This window comes from Pseudoduganella guangdongensis, assembly GCF_009857475.1.
Taxonomy (GTDB): domain Bacteria; phylum Pseudomonadota; class Gammaproteobacteria; order Burkholderiales; family Burkholderiaceae_D; genus Rugamonas; species Rugamonas guangdongensis.
In genome coordinates, this window is sequence record NZ_WWCJ01000007.1 from 167,803 (window position 1) to 190,818 (window position 23,016).

The window sequence follows — 23,016 nt, forward strand, 5'->3', positions numbered from 1 at the left end:
AACGCGCCGCGCCCGCAACAATTCGTCGGCGGGCGAAGCATGCATGCACCCTACTTCAGCACATAGCTCGCCAGCACCGCCTGCACCTCGTAAATACTCAAGCGCTTGTTAAATTTTTGCGTGAAGGGTTCCGGCGTGCTGGAGATCCAGATCTTCAAATCCGCATCCAGGTCCAGCGTGCCGCCGGTTTCGATGCTGAAGTGGGTCACGCTCTTGTACGGGATCGAATGGAACTCCATCTTGCTGCCCGTGATGCCCTGCTTGTTCACCACCACCAGGCGCTTGTCGGTGAACACAAAATAATCGCGGATCAGCTGGTAAGCATGCTCAATCCGCTCATTCGGCGCCAGCACCCGGCCGAACTCCTCGCTGATGTCATCGATATCGACCTTGGACGCATTGCCCAGGATGCCGCTGAAAAGTCCCACTTTACGCACTCCCAAGAATTAGACGATAGCCAATCTACCACGCCCCCAAATGCTTGGCGAATCCCCAGAAGCCCTGCAGCGCGCCCGACGTCAGCCCGCCTCCAGCGACGCGACGCCCGCCGCGCCGCTGCGGTCTTCCAGCAGCATCGCCGTGGCCGCGTGGGCTGGCAGCGGGCGCGCGAAGTAGTAGCCCTGCAGCAGATGGCAGCCCAGCTGGCGCAGCTGCGCCGCCTGCACCGCATCCTCCACGCCTTCCGCCACAATCTCCAGCCCCAGGTTGCGCGCCAGGCCAACGGCGGTGGCGCAGATCTCCAGGTCCTTCTCGCTCTTGCCGATATCGCGCACAAAGCTGCGGTCAAGCTTGAAGGCATGCACCGGCAGCAGCTTCAGGTAACCGAGCGAAGAATAGCCGGTGCCGAAATCGTCGATCGACAAGCGCACGCCCAGCCCGCGCAAGGCCTCCAGCCTTTCGATGGAGCGCTGCGGGTCCTGCATCAGCACCGATTCCGTAATCTCCAGTTCCAGGTCATCGCCGCGCAAGCCCGAACGCTGCAAGGCCAGCTGCACCGTGTCGCCCAGGTCGGACATGAGCAGCTGCTGCGCCGACAGGTTGACCGCCACGCGCACCTCCGCAAAGCCCATGGCGCGCCACTCCGCCAACTGGCGGCAAGCGGCATCGATCACCCAGGAGCCGATCGCGGCAATGGCGCCCGTGGCTTCCGCCAGCGGGATAAAGCGGTCCGGCATCACCAGCCCGAGCGACGGATGCTGCCAGCGGATCAGCGCCTCCAGACACACCACGCGCTCATCCGCCGCGCGCACCTGCGGCTGGTAATGCAGGAAGAACTGCTCCTTCTCCAGCGCCTCCTTCAGCGCGTTCTCCAAACCGATACGCTCACTCAAGGACTGCTGCAGCGAAGGCTTGAACACGCGCAGATTGCCCGGCCCCGCATCGCGCGCCTGGTGCAGCGCCAGGCCCGCCGACGCCAGCAAGTCCTCCGCCGACGATGCGTGGTCCGGATAAATCGCCACGCCCGCGCTAAAGCTCATATTCAACACCGCGCCGGAAATGGAAAATGGCGGCTTTACCGCCGCCATCACCGCCTCCACTTCGCGCTCCAGCGCCGCGCAGGTCTTGTGGCCCGCAATGCCGACCACAAAACGCGCGCTGCCCAGGCGCGCCACCAGGCCATTTTTTCTTTTGACCGTACGCAGGCGATGCGCCACTTCCACCAACAGCTGGTTACCGACCTCGTAGCCGCGCGTGCCGTTGATGATCGCCAGCCGGTCCAGGTCGAGCAGCAGCACGGCCATCCGCGTCAGGCTTGATTCGCTGGCCAGGAACATGGCGCGCAGCCGGTCCAGCGCACCGGCGCGGTTCGGCAAGCCCGTCAGCGCATCATTCGCCAGCGCGTATTCAAAACGTTGGCTTGCCAGCTTGTGGCTCTCCATCTCCCGCTCCAGCGCGGCGCTGATGCGGATCTTTTCCGTCAAGCGCTGGGTCGCCTCGCGCCGCACCAGCAACAGGTAGGACGCCGCCAGGAACAGGAAGCCGAAGCCGCTCAGGTAAGGCAACTTCAGCGCGCCCTTGTCGCTGTAAGGGGCAAGGCTGGTGCTCACCACGATCAGCACCACCGACAGCCACACCAGCCCATTGGAGAAGCGCGCCCGCTGCCGGCGCGCCCGCACGCAAAAAAGCGCCGCATACAGCATGGCGCCCAGCGCCAGCAGGCGGTTCAGGCCATAGGCATACGTGGTCTCGCCGGCCAGCAGGAAAGCGCGCTCGCCCCAGGGCAGCGTGGCCGGCGCATCCACTGCCAGCTGCGCAAAGCGGTAGCCGTAAGGCGCAATAAAATTCTGCGCCGCCAGCCAGGCGGCTGCGGCGGCAACGCAATAGGTGGCGCGGAACGCGCCTTGGCGCTCATCGAGCGAGGCGATCAGGTACCAGATCTGCGGCACCAGCATCAGGGAGAAGAAGTTGACCCACTTGTGGGCCGCAATGGCCGACGCCAGGTCCGGCGCCAGTTGCTGCCGCACGTTCGCAAACTGGAACAGGGCAAAGGTCAGGCAGATCAGGGCAAAGGTCCAGCAAGCGCGCACGTAGGAACTGCTGCGCGCCAGCAGCGCCGCCTGGAAAGCACACATTGCCAGCGCTCCGACGGAGATCAGGTAGAGCGCCGCAACGGGTCCATCCATAAAGTCCTCTGCCCTTACATTTTTGCAATGACCTTATTCTAGACGAAAGTCATCATACAAGATAACTTAGCATTTGATAGTTTCACTGAAAAACGACGAGCTCGTCGCCCTCGCGCGCCGCACACCCCGGCCCCATCGGCTGCCAGCCGCGCCGGATCACGATATGGCTGTTGTTGTAGCACAGCTCAAGGCGGCGCGCCTGGGGCGCCTGGCGCCGCAGGAACTGCTCGATCGCGTCCGGCATGGAAACGCGCATGGTCTGCGCGCGCAAATCCTCGTCGGGATGGTCGGCGACATGCACCAGCGGCACAAAGTGCGCCGCGATCACCAGCAGGCGCCCGACGTTGACCGGCTCCGCCTCATAACCGCGTGCGCGCAGCCAGGCCTGGGCCGCCGTGCGCTCGGCGGCGCCGCCCCAGGCGCTGGCCAGCAGCTCCACCAGCCACTGGTTGCAGTTCTGGTAGCGCGTGCTGTAGGCGTAGGCGTTGGCGCTGTACTCGCCGGCCAGCAGCGCCAGCGGCGTGCGCTCGTCCAGCGCGGACCGGGCCAGGGCGGCATCCTGCTCGGCCGGCAACAGCACCAGCGACAGGTGGCCCTGCGCCGCCGCTTCCGCGCCCAGCACAAAGCCGGCCAGGCCCTGGTCGAAGATGCGTGGGCGCTTGTCGTCGCAGGCATAGTACAGCTGGCGCACCGACCACGGGCTGTTGGGATTGGATTTCAGGGCGACGCCGGCATGCGAGTAACGCAGGCCGAAGCGCGCCAGGTCCAGCCCGGCGCGCGCCACCACGGCGGCCGTGGCGCCGGAGCGCTCCAGCTCATCCTTCACCACGGCGGCAAAGCGCAAGGCGCGGTCCTGCTCGGTGGCCGAGACCTTGGCCGGGCGGTCGCAGAACATCATGCCGCCCGCCTGGGCGCCGCTGCTGGTGCCGGCGGCCAGCGCCAGCCAGGCCGCGCTTAGATAGCGTGCGAGCGCAGTTCGCGTTGCCATGCGTCGTGCAGCGCCAGGAAGAAGGCCTGGCGGGTGTCCGCGTGGGCAAACTCATAGCCATAGGGACGCTCGCTCACCTGCACCAGCGCGCCGGCCGGCAGCGCGCGCTCGGCCAGGGCCGCCTGCGGCAGGTCGAGGAAGAATTGCTGGCCCTCGTCGCTACGCAGGGTGAGGCGGGTCGCGCCCGGCTTGCCCGGCGCCTGCGCCACGTCCATCACGCGGTATTGGCCTGCCGCAACTTTCTTATCGTCACCGCTGGAGCTTTTGCTGGAACCGCTGATCGAATCGGACACGCTGCCCGACGAGGCCGAACCGGCGCTCGAGGCCGACGACGTAAAGCTATCCGCATGCACGGGCATGGCCGCCACGGCGGCGAGGAGGGTGAAACCAGCGAACTGGCACAGGAGGGGTTTAAACATCGGGAATCCCGTGAATGCGGTTGAACATTTTGGGATTTTAACGGATGGTGTAGCTGTATTTAAATGTACTGCACGAATTTACAAATAGTGACACAATATTATCTTTGCTTTTTGCTAATGTAGGTACCAATGAAGAACCCGGCATCCCCCGTCGCCGTTGAATTGCTCAGCAAGGAGCTCGCCCACGAGCTCGAGGAGCAGCGCGGCCTGTTCATCTTGCGCCTGCATAGCGCCTTCCTGCAGTTGGGGGAGTCGCTGCAGCTGTTCCGCGAGTTATGGCAGGACGACGGCGCGATCGCCTACCAGGTCGCGGCCGAGCAAGGCTGGAATCCGCCGCCGACCAAGTGGCTGCGCTTCCGCCGCAGCGTATTCGAGGGCGGCTTCTGGCAAGACGTGGCGGAGACGCTGGCGCAGCGCGGCGGGACGAGCCAGACCGCGCAATCGGCACAGCCCGGCGAATGGTGCTGGTGGAAGGAGCCGCTGTCCGGCATGCCATCCGTGACCGGCATCAAGCTGCTGCCTGGCCGCCATCGCGGCGCAGTGCAGCACAGCTTTATCCATGGCGCCTTCGGCAAACACGAAACCTATTCCGCCGCGCTGCAGGAACAGCGCGCCGCCATCCTCGCCCTGCCCACCCTGCTCGCCAGCGGCGACCGCGCGGCCATTGCGCATTTCCGGGAACGCGTGCTGTCCGCCCTGTGGCCCGACCTGGCGGCCGGCCTGCGCGACACGCAGCACCAGCACATCATCGAGGAATTGCTGAACGAGCAGGACAGCATGCTGACCTGGCTGGCCTATATGGAACTGGCGTTCGACGCCATCCCGCCTTCGGTCTACGCCTACATCGCCGGCACCGGCGGCAGCACCCTGATGCTGGAACTGCGCCTGCTGCTGCCGCTGCTCTTGCTCGATACCGGCAGCAGCGCCGCCGACGCCGCCAGCGAGCTGCAACAACGCCTGGAATGCTGCCTCGGCGACGAAGAAGAATTCCAGCCGCCCGACCAGGCGATCGCCGACCTCACCACCCTGCTGCTGCAGTTCCGGCGCGCAGCGAACGAGGTGCATGAAATCGGCGCCCTGCTGGCCGACGGCCGCGCCGACGAACTGGATTTGCCGCGCCCGGCGCGCAGCACCCTGGCCGCGCGCATGGCCGCCATCCGCGCGGACAAATCGTGCCGCGAATGCGGCAGCACGGAACACAGCACGCCATTGCTAACCGTTGGCACCGTGAATTACGAGTGAAGGAAGAGACGATGAGCAGCATCGACCGCGAGTACTACATCCTCAAACGGGAAGACAGCGACGTGCCAACGCGCCTGGAAGGCTTTCATGAAACGCGGGAACGCGATTACCGCAAGGTGCCCTGTGCGCCGGACTCGCCGCCGCTGGCCTTCTTTAACGGTGCACGGCGGGACAACCGCCAGCAAGGCATCGCCGCCCTGCCTGAGCCGCGCGCGGTCATGTTCGACGGGAAGAACCTGCTGGTGCGCAAGCCGATTCGCGACAGCCTGCTGGAACGCGGCGTCAGCCGCCTGCACGCGCATCCGGCCTGGTACGTGCACGACGATAAATCGCTGCACGACGATTACTGGTACCTTGGCTTCAGCGAAAAGTTCGATTGCTGGGACCGTGAGCTGTCCGACCACGAAAGCGAAGACGACGAGGAAGAAGCCGCCGTCTACACCTTCATCCTGGACCAGCAGCTGATGGCGCGCACGCCCCTCAACGAGCGGCTGCTGTTTGTGATGGGCGGCTGCTACTCGCCGCCGCTGGTGTGCCACGAAAGCGTGCTGCCGCTGTTCCTGGGGCAGGGGCGCAGCGGCCTGCAGGCGATTGTGCTGCCCGAGGCCTGACGCGCCCCTTTGCCGGGCGCCTTAAGCGAACTTTGTAAAGTCGGGCTTGCGCTTTTCGAAGAAGGCGGTGAAGGCCTCTTTCGCTTCCGGACCGGTCAGCATGGCGCCGAACTGGGCGCTTTCCACGTCGATGTGCGCTTTCAGCGCTTCGCGGCCGGCTTTCATCAGGCGCTTGGTCTGGCGGATCGATTCTGCCGGCAGGGCCACCAGCTTGGCCGCTTGCGCCTGGGCGTGCGCCAGCACCTGGTCGGCCGGCAGCAGCTTGGAAATCAAACCCATATCGTAGGCTTCCTGTGCGCTGAAGGCTTCGCCGAGCATCAGCTTTTCGGCGGCGCGGGCGTGGCCGCCGAAAGCCGGCAGCAGCATGCTGGAGCCGAATTCCGGGCACAGGCCCAGGGCCGCGAACGGCACCGAGAACTTGGCGTTGTCGGCGGCGTACACCAGGTCGCAGTGCATCAGCATGGTGGTGCCGATGCCGATGGCGGCGCCGTTCACGGCGGCGACCACGGGCTTGGTGCTGTTGAACAGCGCTTGCATGAACTGGATCACGGGACGGTCGGTGAACGCTACGCCGTCATTGGCGGCGGTGGTCATGGCGAAGTCGAGCAGGTCGTTGCCGGCGGTGAAAATCTCTGGCTTGCCGGTGAACAGGATGGCGCGTACTTCGGTGTCGCTTTCGGCGGCGTTGATGGTGTCGGCCATGGTCTGGTACATGGCGGAGGTGATGGCGTTCTTGCGCTCCACGCGGTCGAACTCAATGGTCAGGATGCCGTTGGCTTTGCTGGTCTGGATTGCCATTCTGCGTTGTCTCCAAATGTGAAAAAGGCGGGCCTGTGACCCGCCTTGCTTACTCTGTCGTGGCGCGGATTATACGCGCTCGATGATGCCTGCCGCGCCCATGCCGGCGCCGACGCACATGGTGACCATGCCGTACTTCAGCTGGTTGCGGCGCAGTGCGTGCACCACGGTCGCCGCGCGGATCGCGCCGGTGGCGCCCAGCGGGTGGCCCAGGGCGATGGCACCGCCCATCGGGTTCACTTTGCTGGTGTCCAGGTTCAGGTCGCGGATCACGGCCAGGGCCTGGGCGGCGAACGCTTCGTTCAGTTCGATCCAGTCCAGCTGGTCCTGGGTGATGCCGGCCGCGGCCAGCGCTGCTGGGATGGCGACCTTAGGACCAATGCCCATGATCTCCGGCGGCACGCCGCGTACGGCGAACGAGGAGAACTTGGCCAGCGGGGTCAGGTTGTGTTCTTTCAGGATCTTCTCGGACACCACGATCAGCGCGCCGGCGCCGTCGGACATCTGCGAGGAGGTCGCGGCGGTCACGGTGCCCTTGGCGGCGAACACGGGCTTCAGCTTGGCCATGCCTTCCAGGGAGGCGTCGGCGCGCGCGCCTTCGTCCATGTCCACGGTGCGCTTGCCAACCTTGATCTCGCCGGTGCGCAGGTCAGGGGTGCGGGTGATGATCTCGACCGGGGTGATCTCGTCCTTGAAGAAGCCGGCTTGCTGGGCGGCGATCGCCTTGCGGTGCGATTCCAGGCCGAAGGCGTCCTGGTCTTCGCGCGACACTTTCCACTGCTGCGCCACTTTCTCGGCGGTCAGGCCCATGCCGTAGGCCAGGCCCACGTTTTCGTCCTTGAAGGTGTCCATGTTGATCGATGGGTGGTGGCCCATCATCGGCACCATCGACATCGATTCGATACCGCCGGCGATCATCACGTCGGCTTCGCCCACGCGGATGCGGTCCGCAGCCATGGCCAGGGCGGTGATGCCCGATGCGCAGTAGCGGTTGACGGTCACGCCGCCCACGGTGTTCGGCAGGCCTGCCAGCACCACGGAGTTACGGGCGATGTTGAAGCCTTGTTCCGCTTCCGGGAAGGAGCAGCCGATGATCGCGTCGACGATCAGGGCCGGGTCCAGGTTAGGCACGGCAGCCATGGCGCCGCGCAGCGCGGCGACCAGCAGGTCGTCCGGGCGGGTCTTGCTGAACATGCCGCGCGGCGCTTTGCCGATCGGGGTGCGGGTGGCGGCGACGATGTATGCGTCTTGGAGTTGTTTGCTCATTTTAAGCTTTCCAGTATCTGTGTTCGTTAGCGTTTGGCGGAGAGGTACCAGTCCACCTGTACTTGTGCTGCCAGCGTGCCGTGTTCGTCGAAGATGTCGACGTTAACCGGGAACGCTACTTTTCCTTCATCCTTCAGCTGCGCTTTCAGCGCGGCCAGGTCGCCCGGTACCTTGCCGGAGGCGCGCGTCGCGCCCTTGGCCACTTTCTGGTACTGGATGCGCGACTCTTTGGCGACCGGGCGCATGTCCATGATCAGGTCGGCAAAGCCGCCCGCCATGGCCGCGCCGGACGCCGTTTCCGCCAGCGTGAAGATCGCACCTGCATGCGGCGTGCCGAGGTGGTTGTGCAGCTTGCCGTCGTCCGGCATCGACACTTCGGCCGTTCCCGGGCCGATGCTGTCGATGCGGATGCCGAGCAGGCGCACGAACGGCAGCGACTCCGTCATGTGCTTCTTGATTTGCTCATAGACCATGCTTGGTTTCACTCGCAACAGGATTTTGAAGGCCAGCGACAGGATGGACATTTGCTCTTAGTTGCGGACCGGCTTACCAGTCTGCAGCATGCCCATGATGCGCTCTTGCGACTTAGGATGGTTCAGCAATTCCAGGAAGGCCTTGCGTTCCATATCCAGCAGCCACTGCTCGCTCACCACGCTGCCCTGGTCGATGTCGCCACCGGACACGATCTCGGCGATCATGTCGCCCAGCTTGTAGTCGTGGGCGGAGATGAAGCCGCCGTCGCGCATGTTGACCAGCTGGCCGCGGATGGTGCCCCAGCCGTAGCGGCCGGTCACCGGCACCGGGCGCTGGATCGGCGCGCGGTAGCCTGCGTCAGCCATCGCACGGGCGGTGGTTTTCGCCACGTGCAGCAGCTCGTAGGCGTTGAACACGATGATGTCGTCTTCCTTCAGGTAACCCATGGCCTTCGCTTCCAGCGCGGACTTCGAAACGTTCGCGGTGGCGGCGTTGGTGAAGCCGGTCTTCAGGAATTGCAGGATGTCGTTGCCTTTGGCTTCGCGCGCCGCACGGACCGCCGCTTCTTTCAGGCCGCCGCCGCCAGGGATCAGGCCCACGCCCACTTCCACCAGGCCGATGTACGATTCCAGGGCCGCCACGCGCTTGGACGCGTGCAGCATCATTTCGCAGCCGCCGCCCAGGGCGATGCCGGCAACCGCCGCCACCACTGGCACGTTGGAATACTTCATCGCCATGAAGGTGTCTTGCAGTTCCTTGATGATCGGGTCGACTGCTTTCGCGCCGCCGGCCATGAAGGCTGGCAGGGCTTCCTGCAGGTCGGCGCCGGCCGAGAAGGCGCCGCCTTCGGCTGCGTCGGTGTTCCAGATCACCAGGCCTTTGAAGTTCTTCTCAGCTTCGGCCAGGCCGCGCTGGATGCCGGCGATCACGCCTTTGCCGATCACGTGCATCTTGGTCTTCAGGGACAGGATCAGCACGTCGTCGCCGGTGTGCCACAGGCGCACGGTTTCGTCTTCGTGCACGGTCACGCCGGCAGTCTTAGGATCGGCGCCGCCGCCGCCCACCACCGGAGCGCGGAATTCCTGGCGCTTGTACACGGCCAGTTCGGAACGCGGGGTGTAGGACTTGGTCGCCGGCGAGAACGAGCCTTCAGCGGTATGCACGCCCTGCTCGCCCACTTTGCCTTCGAAGACCCATGCCGGCAGCGGTGCGTTGCACAGCGCCTTGCCTTCTTCGATATCCTGCTTGACCCACTGGGCCACTTGCGACCAGCCGGCAGCTTGCCAGGTTTCGAACGGGCCGACGTTCCAGCCGAAGCCCCAACGCATGGCGAAGTCGATGTCGCGCGCGTTGTCGGCGATGGTGTCCAGGTGGATTGCGATGTAGTGGAAAGCGTCGCGGAAGATCGCCCACAGGAACTGGCCTTGCGGGTTGGTCGATTCGCGCAGCGCCTTCATCTTCTTGACCGGATCCTTTTCTTTCAGGATGCGGGCGATGATGTCGTCTGCCTTCTTGCCGCCGGCAACGTATTCGCCGGTCGCTGCGTCCAGGCGCAGGATGTCCTTGCCGACTTTCTTGTAGAAGCCAGCGCCGGATTTCTGACCCAGGGCGCCCTTGGCGACCAGGCCGGACAGCACGGCGGGAGTCTTGTACAGGGATGCGAACGGATCGTTCGGCAGGTTGTCTTCCATGGTCTTGATCACGTGGCCCATGGTGTCCAGGCCCACCACGTCGGCGGTACGGAAGGTACCGGACTTGGCGCGGCCCAGCTTGGCGCCGGTCAGGTCGTCCACCACGTCGACGGACAGGCCGAACTTCTCGGCTTCGTGAATGATGGCCAGGATGCCGAACACGCCAACGCGGTTAGCGATGAAGTTCGGGGTGTCCTTGGCACGTACCACGCCCTTGCCCAGGGTCGAGGTCATGAAGGTTTCCAGCTGGTCCAGGATTTCCGGCTTGGTGTCGGTGGTCGGGATCAGTTCCACCAGGTGCATGTAGCGCGGTGGGTTGAAGAAGTGCACGCCGCAGAAGCGCGCCTTCAGGTCGGCGTCGAAGCCTTCGGCCAGCTTGTTGATCGACAGGCCGGAGGTGTTGGAGGCGAAGATCGCGTTCGGGGCGATGTGCGGAGCGACCTTCTTGTACAGGTCATGCTTCCAGTCCATGCGCTCGGCGATCGCTTCGATGATCAGGTCGCAGCCGGCCAGCAGGTCCAGGTTGTCTTCGTAGTTGGCGATCTGCACCAGTTCCGCGTCGGCCTTGTCGCCGAACGGCGCAGGGGACAGCTTCTTCAGGCCTTCGATGGCCTTGATGCCGATACCGTTCTTGTTGCCTTCTTTGGCAGGCAGGTCAAACAGGACCACTGGAACTTTGGCGTTGACGCAGTGGGCCGCGATCTGCGCGCCCATCACGCCGGCGCCCAGCACCGCTACTTTTTTCACGTTGAAGTTGCTCATGTTATTCCTTTAATTAGAACAGGTCGGCATCCAGGGCCATCAGGTTGGCGGCGCCGGAACGAGCCTGGCGGATCAGGGTTGCGGTTTCTGGGTACAGGCGGCCGAAGTAGAAGCGGATGGTGGCCAGTTTCGAGGTGTAGAACTTGTCGCCCGACGCTTCTTTTTCCAGGGCGATTTTCGCCATCTGTGCGAAGAAGTACGAGTACACCAGGTGACCGGCGACGCGCAGGTAAGGCACGGCGGCGGCGCCGACTTCGTCCTGGTTCTGGAAGGCCTTCATGCCGATTTCCATGGTCAGCTTGGTCAGTTTTTCGCCCAGGTCGCCCAGCGGGGTGATGAACTCGGACATCGCCTCGTCGGTGCCGTTTTCTTCCACGAAGGCGCGCACTTTCTCGCCGAACTTGCGCAGCTTGGCGCCGTTGTCCATCAGGATCTTGCGGCCCAGCAGGTCCAGCGACTGCACGGTGTTGGTGCCTTCGTAAATCAGGTTGATGCGCGCGTCGCGCACGTACTGCTCCATGCCCCACTCGGAGATGTAGCCGTGGCCGCCGTACACCTGCATCGCGTCGGAGGTGGCGATCCATGCGTTGTCGGTGATGAAGGCCTTGATGATCGGGGTCAGCAGGGCCACTTCGTCGCCGGCTTCCTTGCGCACTTCTTCGTCAGGGTGGTGCAGTTCGCGGTCGATCTGCAGCGCCACGTAGGAAGCGAAAGCGCGCGCGCCTTCCGCGTAGGCTTTACCGGTCAGCAGCATGCGGCGCACGTCCGGGTGCACGATGATCGGGTCGGCCGGGCCTTCCGGGTTCTTCACGCCGGACAGCGAGCGCATTTGCAGGCGGTCTTTCGCGTACACCAGCGCGTTCTGGTAAGCCACTTCGGTCAGGCCCAGGGACTGCACGCCCACGCCCAGGCGGGCGGCGTTCATGAACACGAACATCGCGTTCAGGCCCTTGTTCGGCTGGCCGATGATCCAGCCCTTGGCGCCGTCCAGGTTCATCTGGCAGGTCGAGTTGCCGTGGATGCCCATTTTTTCTTCGATCGCGCCGCAGAAGATCGGGTTGCGTTCGCCGATCGAACCGTCCGCGTTAGGGATGAACTTCGGCACCAGGAACAGCGAGATGCCTTTCGAGCCTTCCGGCGCGTCCGGCACGCGGGCCAGCACCAGGTGCAGGATGTTTTCGGCCATATCGTGTTCGCCGGCCGAGATGAAGATCTTGGCGCCGGTGATGTCCCACGAACCGTCGGCGTTCGGGGTGGCTTTCGAGCGCAGCATGCCCAGGTCGGTGCCGCAGTGCGGTTCGGTCAGGCACATGGTGCCGGTCCACTCGCCGGACACCAGTTTCGGCAGGTACAGGCGTTTTTGTTCGTCGGTGCCGTGTTCCTTCAGGCACTCGTAGGCGCCGTGCGACAGGCCCGGGTACATGGTCCAGGCCTGGTTGGCCGAGTTCAGCATCTCGTAGAACGAGTTGTTCAGCACGATAGGCAGGCCCTGGCCGCCGTATTCAGGATCGCAGGCCAGCGCAGCCCAGCCGCCTTCCACGTACTGCTGGTAGGCTTCCTTGAAGCCCTTCGGGGTGGTCACGGTCTTGGCAGCGGCGTCGTGGTGGCAGCCTTCGCGGTCGCCCGAGTGGTTCAGCGGGAACAGCACTTCGGACGTGAACTTGGCGCCCTCTTCCAGCACCTGGTTGATGATGTCCGCGTCGGTTTCAGCGTGGATTGGCAGCTCTTTCAGCTTTTCTTCCACTTTCAGCAGCTCGTGCAGCACGAATTGCATATCACGGATTGGCGCGACGTATTGACCCATTGTTTTCTCCAGATGGCTAAAAGGTTGTTTGTGTCTCGGCGGCGACTAAGCGCAGCCTTATGATGGTTGATAGTTTTCGATCAATCGGTTGAAGCCCACGCCGGCCCGGTCCACGCTGCCCGGAGTGCGCATGAAACGCGCCTCATGGTGCAGGGCCAGGATCAGGCCATACATCTCGTACACCAGCTGGGAAGCATCGGTATCGGCCCGCAAGTCGCCGTTGTCGATGGCCTGGCGCACGCAACGCAGCAACGCTGCCTGCCACGCGCCCACCATTGCCAGCAACTCCTCGCGGATCGGGCCCGGACGATCGTCATACTCGACGGCGCCACTGATATAGATGCAACCCGAAGCAATTTCAACGCTGACACGCTTGACCCAATTGGCAAACATGGCGCGCAGGCGCGGCAGGCCACGGGCCTCCTTCATCGCCGGGTAAAACACTTCCTGCTCGAACCGATGGTGATACAGCTTCAGGACTTCAATCTGCAAATCTTCCCGCGAGCCAAAATGCGCGAACACACCCGACTTGCTCATGTTCATCTTATCGGCGAGCAAACCGATGGTGAGGCCTTCCAGGCCGTCACGGCTTGCCAGGTCGAGGGCCACATCCAGGATGGCCGCACGGGTCATTTCGCCTTTGCGCATGAATTTCGTTGGTGTATTTACAAGAATGCCACTCACTTTTGAACCCACCCAGAAAGAAGGAAAAACCTTATTCTCCCTCTAACAGATCGGCCGCAGGTGAAAAGATTTGCGAACGTTCGTACTATTATCCACTACCTGTGGAAAGTCAAACGACACAACTAGAAGCGCACCTCTATTGTTGCGTTGCAGCAAATCGAACCGGTTTTTCCTCACGCGTCCGTGGCGCGCTCCCATTGGCGGCGGTCGCGCTTGGTGGGACGGCCTTTGGCGTCGGCGAAGGGTTCGGGGAAGAGTTTTTTGCGCTCGATCAGGGCGGCGCGGCGCGCCAGCGATTCTGCGCTTTCTTCATATAACAACCGGGCGATGGGGGCACCTTCGCGTTTGCCGGAAATGCCGACAATCAGTACATCCCATTCGTCGGCGCCGTTATCAATGTGCAGCCGCTCGCCCAGCTTGGCGTTGCGCGAGGGTTTGATGCGCTCGCCGTTCGTGAGCTTGACCTTGCCCTTGTCGATGGCGTCGATGGCCAGCTGGCGCGTCTTGAAAAAGCGCGCGGCCCAAAGCCATTTGTCGATCCTGACGTCTGAATTACTCATGTGTACTTTCCTACTGCAAATATGCGCATCAGCGTGCGGTACACGATGTACGCGACTTCATAGCCGAACCGGCGGAAGCGTCCGATGTGTTCGAAATCTTGCGGGTGGATCACCACGCCGTCGGCGATGGCGTCCTCTATATGCTGGCGCAGGGAGCGGGCAAACGCGGCGTCCTTGATCACCACATTGGCTTCCTGGTTGAGGAACAGGCTGAGCCCGTCCACATTGGAGGAGCCCACCGTGGCCCAGTCGTCGTCGATCACGGCCACTTTGGCGTGCAGCTGGGTCTTGCGGTATTCCACCACCTTGACGCCCGCTTCCAGCAGCTTGGGGTAGAAGGAGTGGGCGACCGCGTCCTGCAGCCAGATTTCACCCACGCCGATCAGCAGCACCACTTCCACGCCACGCTGGGCGGTGGCGGCCAGGGCGTGGCGGAATTTGCGGCCGGGGGCGAAGTACGGGTTCGCCAGCAGCACGCTTTTCCTGGCCCGTCCCAGCGCTTGCAGGTAGGCGCGCTGGATGGTGCGCCGGTTGCGCAGGTTGTCGCGCACCACGAACCCGGCCTGCATGGTGCTCTGGCGCGCGATCTTGTTCAGCTTGCGCACTTCGTTGAACAGGGTCAGGCGCTTGACGATGGTCATGTGGCCCAGGCGCTTCCATTGCGTCTCGGCTTCGCTGTGGATGGATTCCACCAGCGGCCCGCGCACCGCCACGGCAAAGTCCCAGCGCGGAGCGGCCAGGGCGATGCTGTGGTCGTAGTCGGTGAACATGTCGTCGTTGATATTGATGCCGCCCACCAGCGCCACCTGGCCGTCCACCACGCAGATCTTGCGGTGGGTGCGCGTGACGCCGCGCCGGAACCAGGGGTTGAAGATGCGGTGCTCAACGCCGGCGGCCGTCACTTCCGCCTGCAGGCGGTTGGCGGGCTTGTGGCCGGTGCCGAACCAGTCGGTAATCATGCGCACCACCACGCCGCGCTGGGCGGCGCCTTTCAGGGCCGACAGCACGCGTCTGCCCGTCTCGTCCTCGGCAAAGATGTAGGTCTCGAAGTACACCTCGTACTGGGCGGCCTCGATGGCCTCGACCAGGGCGGGGAAGTAATCGGTGCCGCAGTGCAGGAGTTTAACTTCGTTATCGGCCAGGAAATCGACGTGGCGCATGTGTCAGGAAACCAGTTTCAGGTTCGCCACGATGGGCGCGTGATCCGACAGCTTGGCCCACAAGGGGCCGTGCAGGACTTCCGCGGATTCCACCTCGAAGCCCCGCACATAGATGCGGTCCAACCTGAAGAAGGGCAAGGCGGCCGGGAAGGTGCGGGCCGGGCGTTGGGCCGCCTTGCGCCGCGCCAGGGTCCGCACCAGGTCGCCCACCGGGTGGCCGTGCTCGATCTCGTCGAACACTTCGCGCACATTGAGCGCGCTTTGCAGCTTGGCGGTGAGGGTGTTGCGCCAGTCGTTGAAGTCGCCGGCGATAATCACCGGTTCGCCGTCCGGCGCGGAACTGCGCACCGCTTCCACCAGCAAGTCGACCTGGCGCACGCGGCTGCGCTCGAACAGGCCAAGGTGGATCACGTAGCAATGCACCAGCCGTCCCTCGGATTCGACCACCGAATGCAGGATGCCGCGCGATTCGTAGGCGTGATCGGAAATATCGGTATTGGTCCAGCGCGCAATCGGGTATTTGCTAAGCAGCGCGTTGCCGTGGTGGCCGTGGTCGTACTGGGCGTTCAGCCCGTACACCGACTGGTGCGACTCGCCGGCGAAAAACTCATGCTGGGCTTTTTTGGGCCAGTGGCGGTGGCCGTGGTGCTCCTCGCCGTAGCGCGCCTCGATCCGGTCGTGCTGGCCCTGTACTTCCTGCAGGAAAATCAGGTCGGCATGGAAGGCCTCGATGGCCTGGCGCAAGGCGTGCACCCGCGGTTGGCTGCGGTACGACACGCCCTTGTGGATGTTGTAGGTGGCAACGCGGATTTTCATGGGTTTATTCTAACCCCAACAGCCCCGCTTGCTGCCAGTCAAAAGTGTCCTGAGTTGCCTTATAGTTATGCCTATGGATATTCGACATTTCGGCGCGGCCCTGTTCGCGCTCTGCCTGGCAGCCCCCGCCGCGGCAAGCGCAAGCCGCTGCCACGGCAAGGTCAGCAACGGCAGCCTGGAACACGGCGTCCAGCTGCCGGACGCGGGCGCCAACTTCAGCGCGTACAGCACCCTCGCCACCGGCATGGGGCGCAACTACGTACACAGCGAAGTCGCGCTCATCATGCTTGACGCCTGGCGCGCGCTGGAAAGCGCGGCGCCGGGTGCGCTCTACGTCTACGGCGAAACGGGTTCCGCGCACGGCGGCCGTTTCCGCCCGCACCGCACGCACCAGAACGGCTTGTCGGTCGATTTCTTCGTCCCGGTGCGCGACGCCAAGGACCGCCCGGCCCGCCTGCCAACGCCGGCCACCCAACGCTTTGGCTACGATATCGAATTCGACCGCGATGCGCGCTACGGCGCCTACCGCATCGACTTCGCGGCCATGGCGGAACACCTGTACCAGCTCGACCAGGCCGCCCGCGCGCGCGGGCGCGGCCTGGCCCTGGTCATCTTCGACCCGGCCTACCTGCCGCGCCTGTTCGACACGCCGCGCGGGCCGGCGCTGCGCAAGCTCCATTTCATGCAGGGCAAACCCTGGGTGCGCCACGACGAGCATTACCACGTGGACTTCGCCATTCCCTGCCTTAAGTAACGCCATCCAGCGCAGCACGCACACGCCAGCGGATGCGCCACCGCTTCCCTTCGGCCGCCACGGAATGGCCACAGAGCAGCACACCACACCTGGTCAATTGACAACATCGGATTCGTCGTGGCTGGCTGCCGTTTGTCGCGGCAGGATCACGTGGAAGGTGCTGCCCTTGCCCAGTACACTCTCCACTTCAATGCGGCCACCGTGCTTTTGCACGATGCTGTACGACATCGACAGGCCCAGGCCGGTGCCCTTGCCGACCGGCTTGGTGGTGAAGAAGGGCTCAAATATGCGGCCCAGGTACTCCGGCGCAATGCCGCTGCCGCTATCGCTGACGGAGACCGTGATGCTGGCATCGTCGTAGGCCGTGCTCAGCACGATGCGGCCGTGCGATTCAATGGCATGGGCCGCGTTGACCAGCAGGTTCATGAACACCTGGTTCAGCTGCGAGGGAATGCAGGCGATCTCGGGCACGCCGCCGTACTGCTTCACCACCTCGGCCTTGTACTTGATTTCGTTCCACACCACGTTCAGGGTGCTGTCCAGGCCAGTCTCGATATTCGCCACCAGCGTTTCGCCGCCGCCCACATGCGAGAAGTCCTTCATGTCCTGCACAATGCGCTTGATGCGGTCCAGGCCATCCATCGATTCGGACAACAGGCTGCCCAGGTCTCCGCGCAGGTAGTCCGCATCGATCTCCTTGCGCAGGGCCTGCAGCGCGCTGCGGTCGGCTTGCGGCAGGTTCGCTTCGCACGACTCGTAGGCATCGAGCAGCTGCAGCAGCGACTGCATATAGCGCTGCAGGCTGCTCAGGTTGGAATTGACGAAGCCGACCGGATTGTTGATCTCGTGCGCCACGCCGGCCGCCAGCACGCCGATGGAGGCCATCTTCTCCGATTGCAGCAGCTGGTTCTGCGCCTCGCCCAGCTTGCGGATCAAGTCCGCCTGGCGCGTCTTTTCATTTTCCAGCGTCAGGTTGGCCAGCTGCAGGGCCAGGGTGCGCTCGTGCACGCGGTTCTCCAGCAGGTCGCGCGATTCGCGCAGCGCGCGTTCGGTATGCTCGCGCTCCGTGGTGTCGAAGAAACCGTACACGCGGCCGATGATGCGCTCGCCCAGGAACTGGGGCCGCGAGCGGCATTCGAACACGCGCCCGTCGTGCAGGTGCAGCAGGTCCATCGTTTCATGCGGGTCGCTCACTTGTTGCAGCCGGTCGCGGCATAGCTCGTGCTCGACCACATTGGCGGTCAGGAACTCCAGGATGGCGGCATCGTTGCCGCTTTTCAGGAAAGCTTCCGGGATATGCCACATCGCGCTGAACTGGCGGTTCATGCTGGCAATGGTGTTGTGCCAATCGATCACCAGGATGCCGTTGCCGGTGGCCTCCAGCGTGGTGCGCAGCTGCGACAGGGTTTGCTCCAGCACCGCCTCCACCTTGCGCTCCTGGCGCGCATCGCGGGCCAGGATCAGGATCAGCCAATGTTCCTCGTAGCGCAGCGCGCGCAGCGACTTCATGACCATGATCTGGGTGCCGTCGGCGCGCTGGTACTCGCCTTCCTGCCCGTCGATATCCTGGAAGTGGCCGCTGCGCGCGTCCTCCCAATAGAATACGTCCTGCAGCGAGCTTTCGATATCGGTGATCAGCATGTCCGTCAGCTGCGGCGCGGTGTAGCCCAGCACCTGCTCGGCCACCTTGTTGACGACGATGATGCGCAAATCGGCGGGGTCGACCAGCAGCATCATCTGCGGGCTGTGGTCGAGCATGAGCTGGCGCAGTTCGGATATCACCCGGCCGCCCCTTGTCCCGGCGAGGTCGCGTCGAAATAATAGCTGACCCGCTTGCGCGGGCTGAGGTAGGCGTAGATCTCCTTGGGCACCTGCGCCGGCTTGATGGCGCGCACGATATTCAGGTCGTGCTCGCGCTCCATATCGACCATGACCGCGTCGTCGCGCGGCACCCCGGCTTCGTACACCACCAGCTCCGGTTTGTTCGGCTTTTCCGTGTTGATGGTGGCCACCATGCCGGTGGCGCCATTCGACAGCTGCACGATGGTGCCCGGCGGGTACACGCCCAGGCAGCGGATGAAGACCTGCAGCAGCTTGGGATCGAATTTGCCGCGATGCTTGGCGAACATCAGCGACAGCGCCTCGTGCGGGGTCAGGCCCGGCGTGCCGTTGTGCGGGTTGCACAGGCGGTCGTAGTAATTGGCGATGCAGACGATGCGCGGCAGCAGGCCGATGCCCTCGCCTTTCAGGCGGGCCGGGTAGCCGCTGCCGTCGAACATCTCGTGGTGGTCGCGCACGATGGCCTGGGCGGCGGCCGGGAACTTGAGCTGCTGTCCCATCTCGGCGCCGACCGCGCTGTGCGTTTCGTACAGGTGCTGTTCGGTGCTGCTCCAGGCTTCGCTCTTGGCCAGCACGCGGTCGGGGATGTTGCGCACGCCGATATCGTGGAACATGGCGCCGATGCCCATCGCGCCGGCGACTTCGCGCGGCAGCTTGATGTCGCGCGCGATCATCATCGACAGCATGGTGACGTTGAGCGAATGCAGATAGATCTCCTCCCCGCCCAGGCGGTCGCCCATCACGTGGATGGCCAGCTCCGGCGCGCTCAGGATGGAATCGGCGATCTTGCCGATGATCTCGCTGGCGCGCTGCAGGCCCTGCACGGGTTGGGCGAAGATGCTCTTTTCCATGTCGCGCATCGCGCGCGCGGTATCGACAAAGGCGTGCTCGATGCGGGCGGCATTCTCACGCTGCTGGCGCATGCGCCCCATCATGGCGCGCTTGAGGGCGAGTTCGGGCGATTCGGCGGCGGGCGGCGGCGCCTCTTGCGCCGTGCCGCTGTCCGGCTCATCGATCAGGAGGTTGGCCGGCTGCACGTCGCTCAACGCCGGGTCGATGCGGATCTTGCGCAGGCCCAGGCTGCGCAGCTGGTTGATCTGCTCCTGCGACTTGATCTTGAAGTGGCTGAAGGCAAAAGGATGCTCAAACCACTTCAGGTCGAGGTGGACGTAGATACCGACCTGCAGCTGCTCCAACAGGATGTCCTGAGTCTCCGGCATGCCCGCGCTCCGGTATGTGAGTCGATCAGCCGATTATAGCCGTATGTTCGGCGGCGAACATGCAATCAACTTGCTAGTCAGATGTGTTGCGGCAGCTGCAGGATGGCTTCCGCGTTGGAGGGGGAGAAGCAGCGGTCGGCCGCTTCCAGGTAGGGCAGCCAGAGGTGGGCGGTGTGTTCGCGCGGGCTCAGTACGACCGGCACATCGCGCGGTACTTGCACGCTGAAGATGTGTTCCAGGTTGTGCGTGACGCCGGGGGCGTAGCGGTGGCGCCAGACCGGGTAGATTTCGTAGATGTTCTGCAGGCCCCAGTCGCGCAGCACGCGGTCCTTGCCGTCGGCGATGATGCCGGTTTCTTCGAACAGTTCGCGGGTGGCGGTGGTGAGCAGGGGTTCGTCGAGGGCGTCTTTGGAGCCGGTGACGGATTGCCAGTAGCCGGGATTGCCGGCGCGCTCGATCAGCAATACTTCGAGGTCGGCGGTGTGGATCACCACCAGGACGGATTCGGGGATTTTGTAGCTCATGCAAAGAAAAAGGGCGGGCTTTGCAGCCCGCCCTTTGGCAGCTAATTAACCAGCCACTTTCGGCTCTGCCGCGCGCAGGCGGATATGCAGCTCTTTCAGCTGCTTCTCATCGACTGGCGATGGCGCCTGGGTCAGCAAGCACTGTGCGCGCTGGGTTTTCGGGAAGGCGATCACGTCGCGGATCGAATCGGACTTGGTCATCAGGGTCACGATACGATCCAGGCCGAAGGCCAGGCCGCCGTGCGGAGGCGCGCCGTACTGCAGTGCGTCCAGCAGGAAGCCGAATTTCTCGCGCGCTTCTTCGGCGCCGATCTTCAGTGCGCGGAACACTTTCGACTGCACTTCTTCGCGGTGGATACGGATCGAGCCGCCGCCCAGTTCCCAACCGTTCAGCACCATGTCGTAGGCCTTGGCGATACATGCGCCTGGATTGGTTTCCAGCATGTCTTCGTGGCCGTCTTTTGGCGAGGTGAACGGGTGGTGGGTCGCGGTCCAGCGGTCTTCTTCCTCGTCGTACTCGAACATTGGGAAGTCGATCACCCACAGCGGCGCCCACACGTCGTTGAACAGGCCGGCGTTCTTGCCGAACTCGGAGTGGCCGATCTTCACGCGCAGCGCGCCGATGGCATCGTTCACCACCTTGGCTTTGTCGGCGCCGAAGAAGATCAGGTCGCCGTCTTGCGCGCCGGTGCGCTCCAGGATCACGTTCAGCACTTCGTCGCTGATGTTTTTCACGATCGGCGACTGCAGGCCGTCACGGCCTTTTGCCTTCTCGTTGACCTTGATGTAGGCCAGGCCTTTGGCGCCGTAGATGGCGACGAACTGGGTGTACGCGTCGATTTCCGAGCGCGGCATGTCGGCGCCCTTCGGCACGCGCATACCGACCACGCGGCCGTTGGCCATGTTGGCGGCGCCGGAGAAGACCTTGAACTCGACGTTCTTCATGACGTCGGTCAGTTCGGTGAATTCCAGCTTGACGCGCATGTCCGGCTTGTCCGAACCGTACTTGCCCATCGCTTCGGCGAAGTCCATCACCGGGAACGGGTTAGGCAGGTCCACGTCCATGGTGTTCTTGAACACTTTGCGGATCATGGTTTCGAACAGGTCGCGGATCTCTTGTTCGGTCAGGAACGAGGTTTCGCAGTCGATCTGGGTGAATTCAGGCTGGCGGTCGGCACGCAGGTCTTCGTCGCGGAAGCACTTGGTGATCTGGTAGTAGCGGTCGAAGTTGGCGACCATCAGCAGCTGCTTGAACAGCTGCGGCGATTGCGGCAGCGCGAAGAATTCGTGCGCGTTCACGCGCGACGGCACCAGGTAGTCGCGCGCGCCTTCCGGGGTCGACTTGGTCAGCACCGGAGTCTCGATATCGATGAAGCCCAGGTCGTCCAGGTACTTACGCACTTCCATCGAGACCTTGTAGCGCAGGCGCAGGTTGTTCTGCATCTGCGGACGGCGCAGGTCCAGCACGCGGTGGGTCAGGCGGGTGGTTTCGGACAGGTTGTCGTCGTCCAGCTGGAACGGTACCGGCACGGAGGCGTTCAGTACTTCCACTTTGGCGGCGACAACTTCGATCTTGCCCGACTTCAGGTTGTTGTTGACGGTGCCGGCCAGGCGGTCTTTCACGGTGCCGGTGATGCGCAGGCAGTACTCGTTACGCACGGATTCGGCGACGGAGAACACTTCCGCCTGGTCCGGATTGCAGACCACCTGCACCAGGCCTTCGCGGTCGCGCAGGTCGATGAAGATCACGCCGCCGTGGTCGCGACGACGGTGCACCCAGCCGCACAGGCTGACGGTTTGGCCGATGAGGGCTTCGGTTACGAGGCCGCAGTATTCAGTACGCATGGACATATTGGTTCTCAGTTTCAGGTTAAATTTTATTCAGGGACGACAACGCCCATCGACACGATGTACTTCAATGCGGCATCGACGCTCATATCGAGTTCGATCACGTCTTTTTTCGGCATCATCAGGAAGAAGCCGGAAGTCGGGTTCGGCGTGGTTGGCACATACACGCTGATGTACTCATCATCCAGGTGCTTCTGCACTTCGGTGGCCGGCGCGCCGGTCAGGAAGGCGATCGTGCGCGAACCCGCGTGCGGATACGGCACCAGCACGGCCTTGCGGAAGGCATTGCCGGAATCGGAAAACAGGGTATCCGAGACCTGCTTCACGCTGCCGTACAGGGAGCTGACCACCGGAATGCGGTGCAGCAGCTTTTCCCACTGGCGGATCACGAAGTTGCCGACCAGGTTGTTGGTCAGCAGGCCGGTCAGGAACACGATCAGCACGGTCACGATGGTGCCCAGGCCGGAAATCCGGTAATCCTTGGACAGCCATTTTTCCGGAATCAGCAGCAGCGACTGGTCCATGGTGGTGATCACCAGGTTCAGCACCCAGGCCGTGATCGCCAGCGGTACCAGGACCAGCAGGCCGGTTATGAAATATTTGCGCATCGGGTTCCTTGTGCGGGCTAAATCACGCCTCGCTGGTGGACTTGGCCGGCGCCGCTGCCGGCGCTGGGTCGGCTGCCGCAGGAGCGGCCGGTGCATCGGTCTTGGGCGCACTGGCGACGCCGGTCGCCGGGGCGCTGCCGCCACGGAAATCGGTCACGTACCAGCCGGTGCCTTTCAATTGGAAGCCGGCTGCGGTCAGTTGCTTTTTAAAGGTGGACTTGCCGCAGGAAGGGCAATCCGTGAGCTGCGGATCGGAGATCTTTTGCAGCACATCCTTGGCAAAGCCACATTCCTCGCAGCGGTAAGCGTAGATAGGCATCTGTT

At 63.6% G+C, this 23,016-nt stretch carries 22 protein-coding genes; 3 read left to right on the forward strand and 19 right to left on the reverse strand.

What is annotated here, in order from left to right; translation table 11 throughout:
* Positions 1-50 precede the first annotated feature (50 nt).
* From GTP41_RS11535 to GTP41_RS11550, 4 genes are all read right to left on the reverse strand, one after another.
* The gene (locus GTP41_RS11535) at positions 51-428 is read right to left on the reverse strand and encodes a PH domain-containing protein (protein ID WP_161025730.1); all 378 of its coding nucleotides are present in this window, start codon (positions 426-428) and stop codon (positions 51-53) included.
* A gap of 90 nt (positions 429-518) precedes the next feature.
* Positions 519-2,624, reverse strand: coding sequence for a putative bifunctional diguanylate cyclase/phosphodiesterase (locus tag GTP41_RS11540; RefSeq protein WP_161025731.1), 2,106 nt, complete (start codon positions 2,622-2,624; stop codon positions 519-521).
* Between the two features lie 82 nt (positions 2,625-2,706).
* On the reverse strand, positions 2,707-3,612 hold the full coding sequence (locus tag GTP41_RS11545; protein WP_161025732.1) for a DUF2145 domain-containing protein: 906 nt from the start codon (positions 3,610-3,612) through the stop codon (positions 2,707-2,709).
* Positions 3,579-4,031: a hypothetical protein gene (locus GTP41_RS11550; RefSeq protein WP_161025733.1), complete on the reverse strand. Its 453-nt coding sequence runs from the start codon at positions 4,029-4,031 to the stop codon at positions 3,579-3,581. Before GTP41_RS11550 ends, GTP41_RS11545 begins: the two co-directional genes overlap by 34 nt.
* Before the next feature lie 129 nt (positions 4,032-4,160).
* Here GTP41_RS11550 and GTP41_RS11555 point away from each other — a divergent pair, with 129 nt between their 5' ends.
* Both GTP41_RS11555 and GTP41_RS11560 read left to right on the forward strand, forming a co-directional pair.
* A complete protein-coding gene (locus tag GTP41_RS11555) occupies positions 4,161-5,273 on the forward strand; it encodes a hypothetical protein (RefSeq protein ID WP_161025734.1) in 1,113 nt (370 codons plus the stop codon).
* Between the two features lie 11 nt (positions 5,274-5,284).
* Entirely contained in the window at positions 5,285-5,884 is a 600-nt protein-coding gene (locus GTP41_RS11560; protein ID WP_161025735.1) for a hypothetical protein, read from the forward strand.
* Positions 5,885-5,905: 21 nt separating this feature from the next.
* Here GTP41_RS11560 and GTP41_RS11565 read toward each other — a convergent pair whose 3' ends face one another.
* The 9 genes from GTP41_RS11565 to GTP41_RS11605 all read right to left on the reverse strand — a co-directional run bounded on the left by GTP41_RS11565 (position 5,906) and on the right by GTP41_RS11605 (position 15,899).
* Positions 5,906-6,682: an enoyl-CoA hydratase gene (locus GTP41_RS11565; protein ID WP_161025736.1), complete on the reverse strand. Its 777-nt coding sequence runs from the start codon at positions 6,680-6,682 to the stop codon at positions 5,906-5,908.
* Between the two features lie 69 nt (positions 6,683-6,751).
* Positions 6,752-7,948, reverse strand: a complete 1,197-nt coding sequence (locus GTP41_RS11570) for an acetyl-CoA C-acyltransferase (RefSeq protein WP_161025737.1) — start codon at positions 7,946-7,948, stop codon at positions 6,752-6,754.
* A gap of 26 nt (positions 7,949-7,974) precedes the next feature.
* Positions 7,975-8,472: a PaaI family thioesterase gene (locus GTP41_RS11575; protein ID WP_229502827.1), complete on the reverse strand. Its 498-nt coding sequence runs from the start codon at positions 8,470-8,472 to the stop codon at positions 7,975-7,977.
* Between the two features lie 6 nt (positions 8,473-8,478).
* The gene (locus tag GTP41_RS11580) at positions 8,479-10,875 is read right to left on the reverse strand and encodes a 3-hydroxyacyl-CoA dehydrogenase/enoyl-CoA hydratase family protein (protein ID WP_161025738.1); all 2,397 of its coding nucleotides are present in this window, start codon (positions 10,873-10,875) and stop codon (positions 8,479-8,481) included.
* A 13-nt stretch (positions 10,876-10,888) separates the two neighbouring features.
* Positions 10,889-12,679: an acyl-CoA dehydrogenase C-terminal domain-containing protein gene (locus GTP41_RS11585; RefSeq protein WP_161025739.1), complete on the reverse strand. Its 1,791-nt coding sequence runs from the start codon at positions 12,677-12,679 to the stop codon at positions 10,889-10,891.
* Between the two features lie 57 nt (positions 12,680-12,736).
* On the reverse strand, positions 12,737-13,327 hold the full coding sequence (locus tag GTP41_RS11590) for a TetR/AcrR family transcriptional regulator (protein WP_161025740.1): 591 nt from the start codon (positions 13,325-13,327) through the stop codon (positions 12,737-12,739).
* 209 nt (positions 13,328-13,536) lie between these two features.
* A complete protein-coding gene (locus GTP41_RS11595) occupies positions 13,537-13,923 on the reverse strand; it encodes an RNA-binding S4 domain-containing protein (protein WP_161025741.1) in 387 nt (128 codons plus the stop codon).
* Positions 13,920-15,083: a cardiolipin synthase ClsB gene (clsB, locus tag GTP41_RS11600; protein ID WP_161025742.1), complete on the reverse strand. Its 1,164-nt coding sequence runs from the start codon at positions 15,081-15,083 to the stop codon at positions 13,920-13,922. Before clsB ends, GTP41_RS11595 begins: the two co-directional genes overlap by 4 nt.
* Positions 15,084-15,086: 3 nt before the next feature.
* Positions 15,087-15,899 (reverse strand): endonuclease/exonuclease/phosphatase family protein, encoded by an 813-nt coding sequence (locus tag GTP41_RS11605; protein ID WP_161025743.1) that lies wholly within the window; start codon positions 15,897-15,899, stop codon positions 15,087-15,089.
* Between the two features lie 73 nt (positions 15,900-15,972).
* Between GTP41_RS11605 and GTP41_RS11610 the strand changes: the two genes are divergently transcribed.
* Positions 15,973-16,653 (forward strand): penicillin-insensitive murein endopeptidase, encoded by a 681-nt coding sequence (locus GTP41_RS11610; protein ID WP_161025744.1) that lies wholly within the window; start codon positions 15,973-15,975, stop codon positions 16,651-16,653.
* 93 nt (positions 16,654-16,746) lie between these two features.
* On the opposite strand, the gene GTP41_RS11615 is transcribed toward GTP41_RS11610, so the two are convergent.
* The 6 genes from GTP41_RS11615 to GTP41_RS11640 all read right to left on the reverse strand — a co-directional run bounded on the left by GTP41_RS11615 (position 16,747) and on the right by GTP41_RS11640 (position 23,011).
* The gene (locus GTP41_RS11615; RefSeq protein ID WP_371867344.1) at positions 16,747-18,435 is read right to left on the reverse strand and encodes a PAS domain-containing sensor histidine kinase; all 1,689 of its coding nucleotides are present in this window, start codon (positions 18,433-18,435) and stop codon (positions 16,747-16,749) included.
* Entirely contained in the window at positions 18,432-19,712 is a 1,281-nt protein-coding gene (locus tag GTP41_RS11620) for an HD-GYP domain-containing protein (RefSeq protein WP_161025745.1), read from the reverse strand. The genes GTP41_RS11615 and GTP41_RS11620 overlap by 4 nt, the downstream gene beginning before the upstream one ends.
* 77 nt (positions 19,713-19,789) lie before the next feature.
* Positions 19,790-20,236 (reverse strand): dihydroneopterin triphosphate diphosphatase, encoded by a 447-nt coding sequence (nudB, locus tag GTP41_RS11625; RefSeq protein WP_161025746.1) that lies wholly within the window; start codon positions 20,234-20,236, stop codon positions 19,790-19,792.
* 45 nt (positions 20,237-20,281) lie between these two features.
* The gene (aspS, locus tag GTP41_RS11630) at positions 20,282-22,087 is read right to left on the reverse strand and encodes an aspartate--tRNA ligase (RefSeq protein ID WP_202419706.1); all 1,806 of its coding nucleotides are present in this window, start codon (positions 22,085-22,087) and stop codon (positions 20,282-20,284) included.
* 26 nt (positions 22,088-22,113) lie between these two features.
* Positions 22,114-22,692, reverse strand: coding sequence for a DUF502 domain-containing protein (locus tag GTP41_RS11635; RefSeq protein WP_161025747.1), 579 nt, complete (start codon positions 22,690-22,692; stop codon positions 22,114-22,116).
* 22 nt (positions 22,693-22,714) lie between these two features.
* Positions 22,715-23,011 carry an FmdB family zinc ribbon protein gene (locus GTP41_RS11640; protein WP_161025748.1) on the reverse strand — a complete coding sequence of 99 codons (297 nt, stop codon included), beginning with the start codon at positions 23,009-23,011 and terminating at the stop codon, positions 22,715-22,717.
* Positions 23,012-23,016 lie beyond the last annotated feature (5 nt).

Bases quoted from the DNA above. Each gene is read 5' to 3' on its own strand.
- GTP41_RS11540 (WP_161025731.1), bottom strand. From the start codon at position 2,624: ATGGATGGACCCGTTGCGGCGCTCTACCTGATCTCCGTCGGAGCGCTG.
- GTP41_RS11545 (WP_161025732.1), bottom strand. From the start codon at position 3,612: ATGGCAACGCGAACTGCGCTCGCACGCTATCTAAGCGCGGCCTGGCTG.
- GTP41_RS11550 (WP_161025733.1), bottom strand. From the start codon at position 4,031: ATGTTTAAACCCCTCCTGTGCCAGTTCGCTGGTTTCACCCTCCTCGCC.
- GTP41_RS11555 (WP_161025734.1), top strand. From the start codon at position 4,161: ATGAAGAACCCGGCATCCCCCGTCGCCGTTGAATTGCTCAGCAAGGAG.
- GTP41_RS11560 (WP_161025735.1), top strand. From the start codon at position 5,285: ATGAGCAGCATCGACCGCGAGTACTACATCCTCAAACGGGAAGACAGC.
- GTP41_RS11565 (WP_161025736.1), bottom strand. From the start codon at position 6,682: ATGGCAATCCAGACCAGCAAAGCCAACGGCATCCTGACCATTGAGTTC.
- GTP41_RS11570 (WP_161025737.1), bottom strand. From the start codon at position 7,948: ATGAGCAAACAACTCCAAGACGCATACATCGTCGCCGCCACCCGCACC.
- GTP41_RS11575 (WP_229502827.1), bottom strand. From the start codon at position 8,472: ATGTCCATCCTGTCGCTGGCCTTCAAAATCCTGTTGCGAGTGAAACCA.
- GTP41_RS11580 (WP_161025738.1), bottom strand. From the start codon at position 10,875: ATGAGCAACTTCAACGTGAAAAAAGTAGCGGTGCTGGGCGCCGGCGTG.
- GTP41_RS11585 (WP_161025739.1), bottom strand. From the start codon at position 12,679: ATGGGTCAATACGTCGCGCCAATCCGTGATATGCAATTCGTGCTGCAC.
- GTP41_RS11590 (WP_161025740.1), bottom strand. From the start codon at position 13,327: ATGCGCAAAGGCGAAATGACCCGTGCGGCCATCCTGGATGTGGCCCTC.
- GTP41_RS11595 (WP_161025741.1), bottom strand. From the start codon at position 13,923: ATGAGTAATTCAGACGTCAGGATCGACAAATGGCTTTGGGCCGCGCGC.
- clsB (WP_161025742.1), bottom strand. From the start codon at position 15,083: ATGCGCCACGTCGATTTCCTGGCCGATAACGAAGTTAAACTCCTGCAC.
- GTP41_RS11605 (WP_161025743.1), bottom strand. From the start codon at position 15,899: ATGAAAATCCGCGTTGCCACCTACAACATCCACAAGGGCGTGTCGTAC.
- GTP41_RS11610 (WP_161025744.1), top strand. From the start codon at position 15,973: ATGGATATTCGACATTTCGGCGCGGCCCTGTTCGCGCTCTGCCTGGCA.
- GTP41_RS11620 (WP_161025745.1), bottom strand. From the start codon at position 19,712: ATGCCGGAGACTCAGGACATCCTGTTGGAGCAGCTGCAGGTCGGTATC.
- nudB (WP_161025746.1), bottom strand. From the start codon at position 20,236: ATGAGCTACAAAATCCCCGAATCCGTCCTGGTGGTGATCCACACCGCC.
- aspS (WP_202419706.1), bottom strand. From the start codon at position 22,087: ATGTCCATGCGTACTGAATACTGCGGCCTCGTAACCGAAGCCCTCATC.
- GTP41_RS11635 (WP_161025747.1), bottom strand. From the start codon at position 22,692: ATGCGCAAATATTTCATAACCGGCCTGCTGGTCCTGGTACCGCTGGCG.
- GTP41_RS11640 (WP_161025748.1), bottom strand. From the start codon at position 23,011: ATGCCTATCTACGCTTACCGCTGCGAGGAATGTGGCTTTGCCAAGGAT.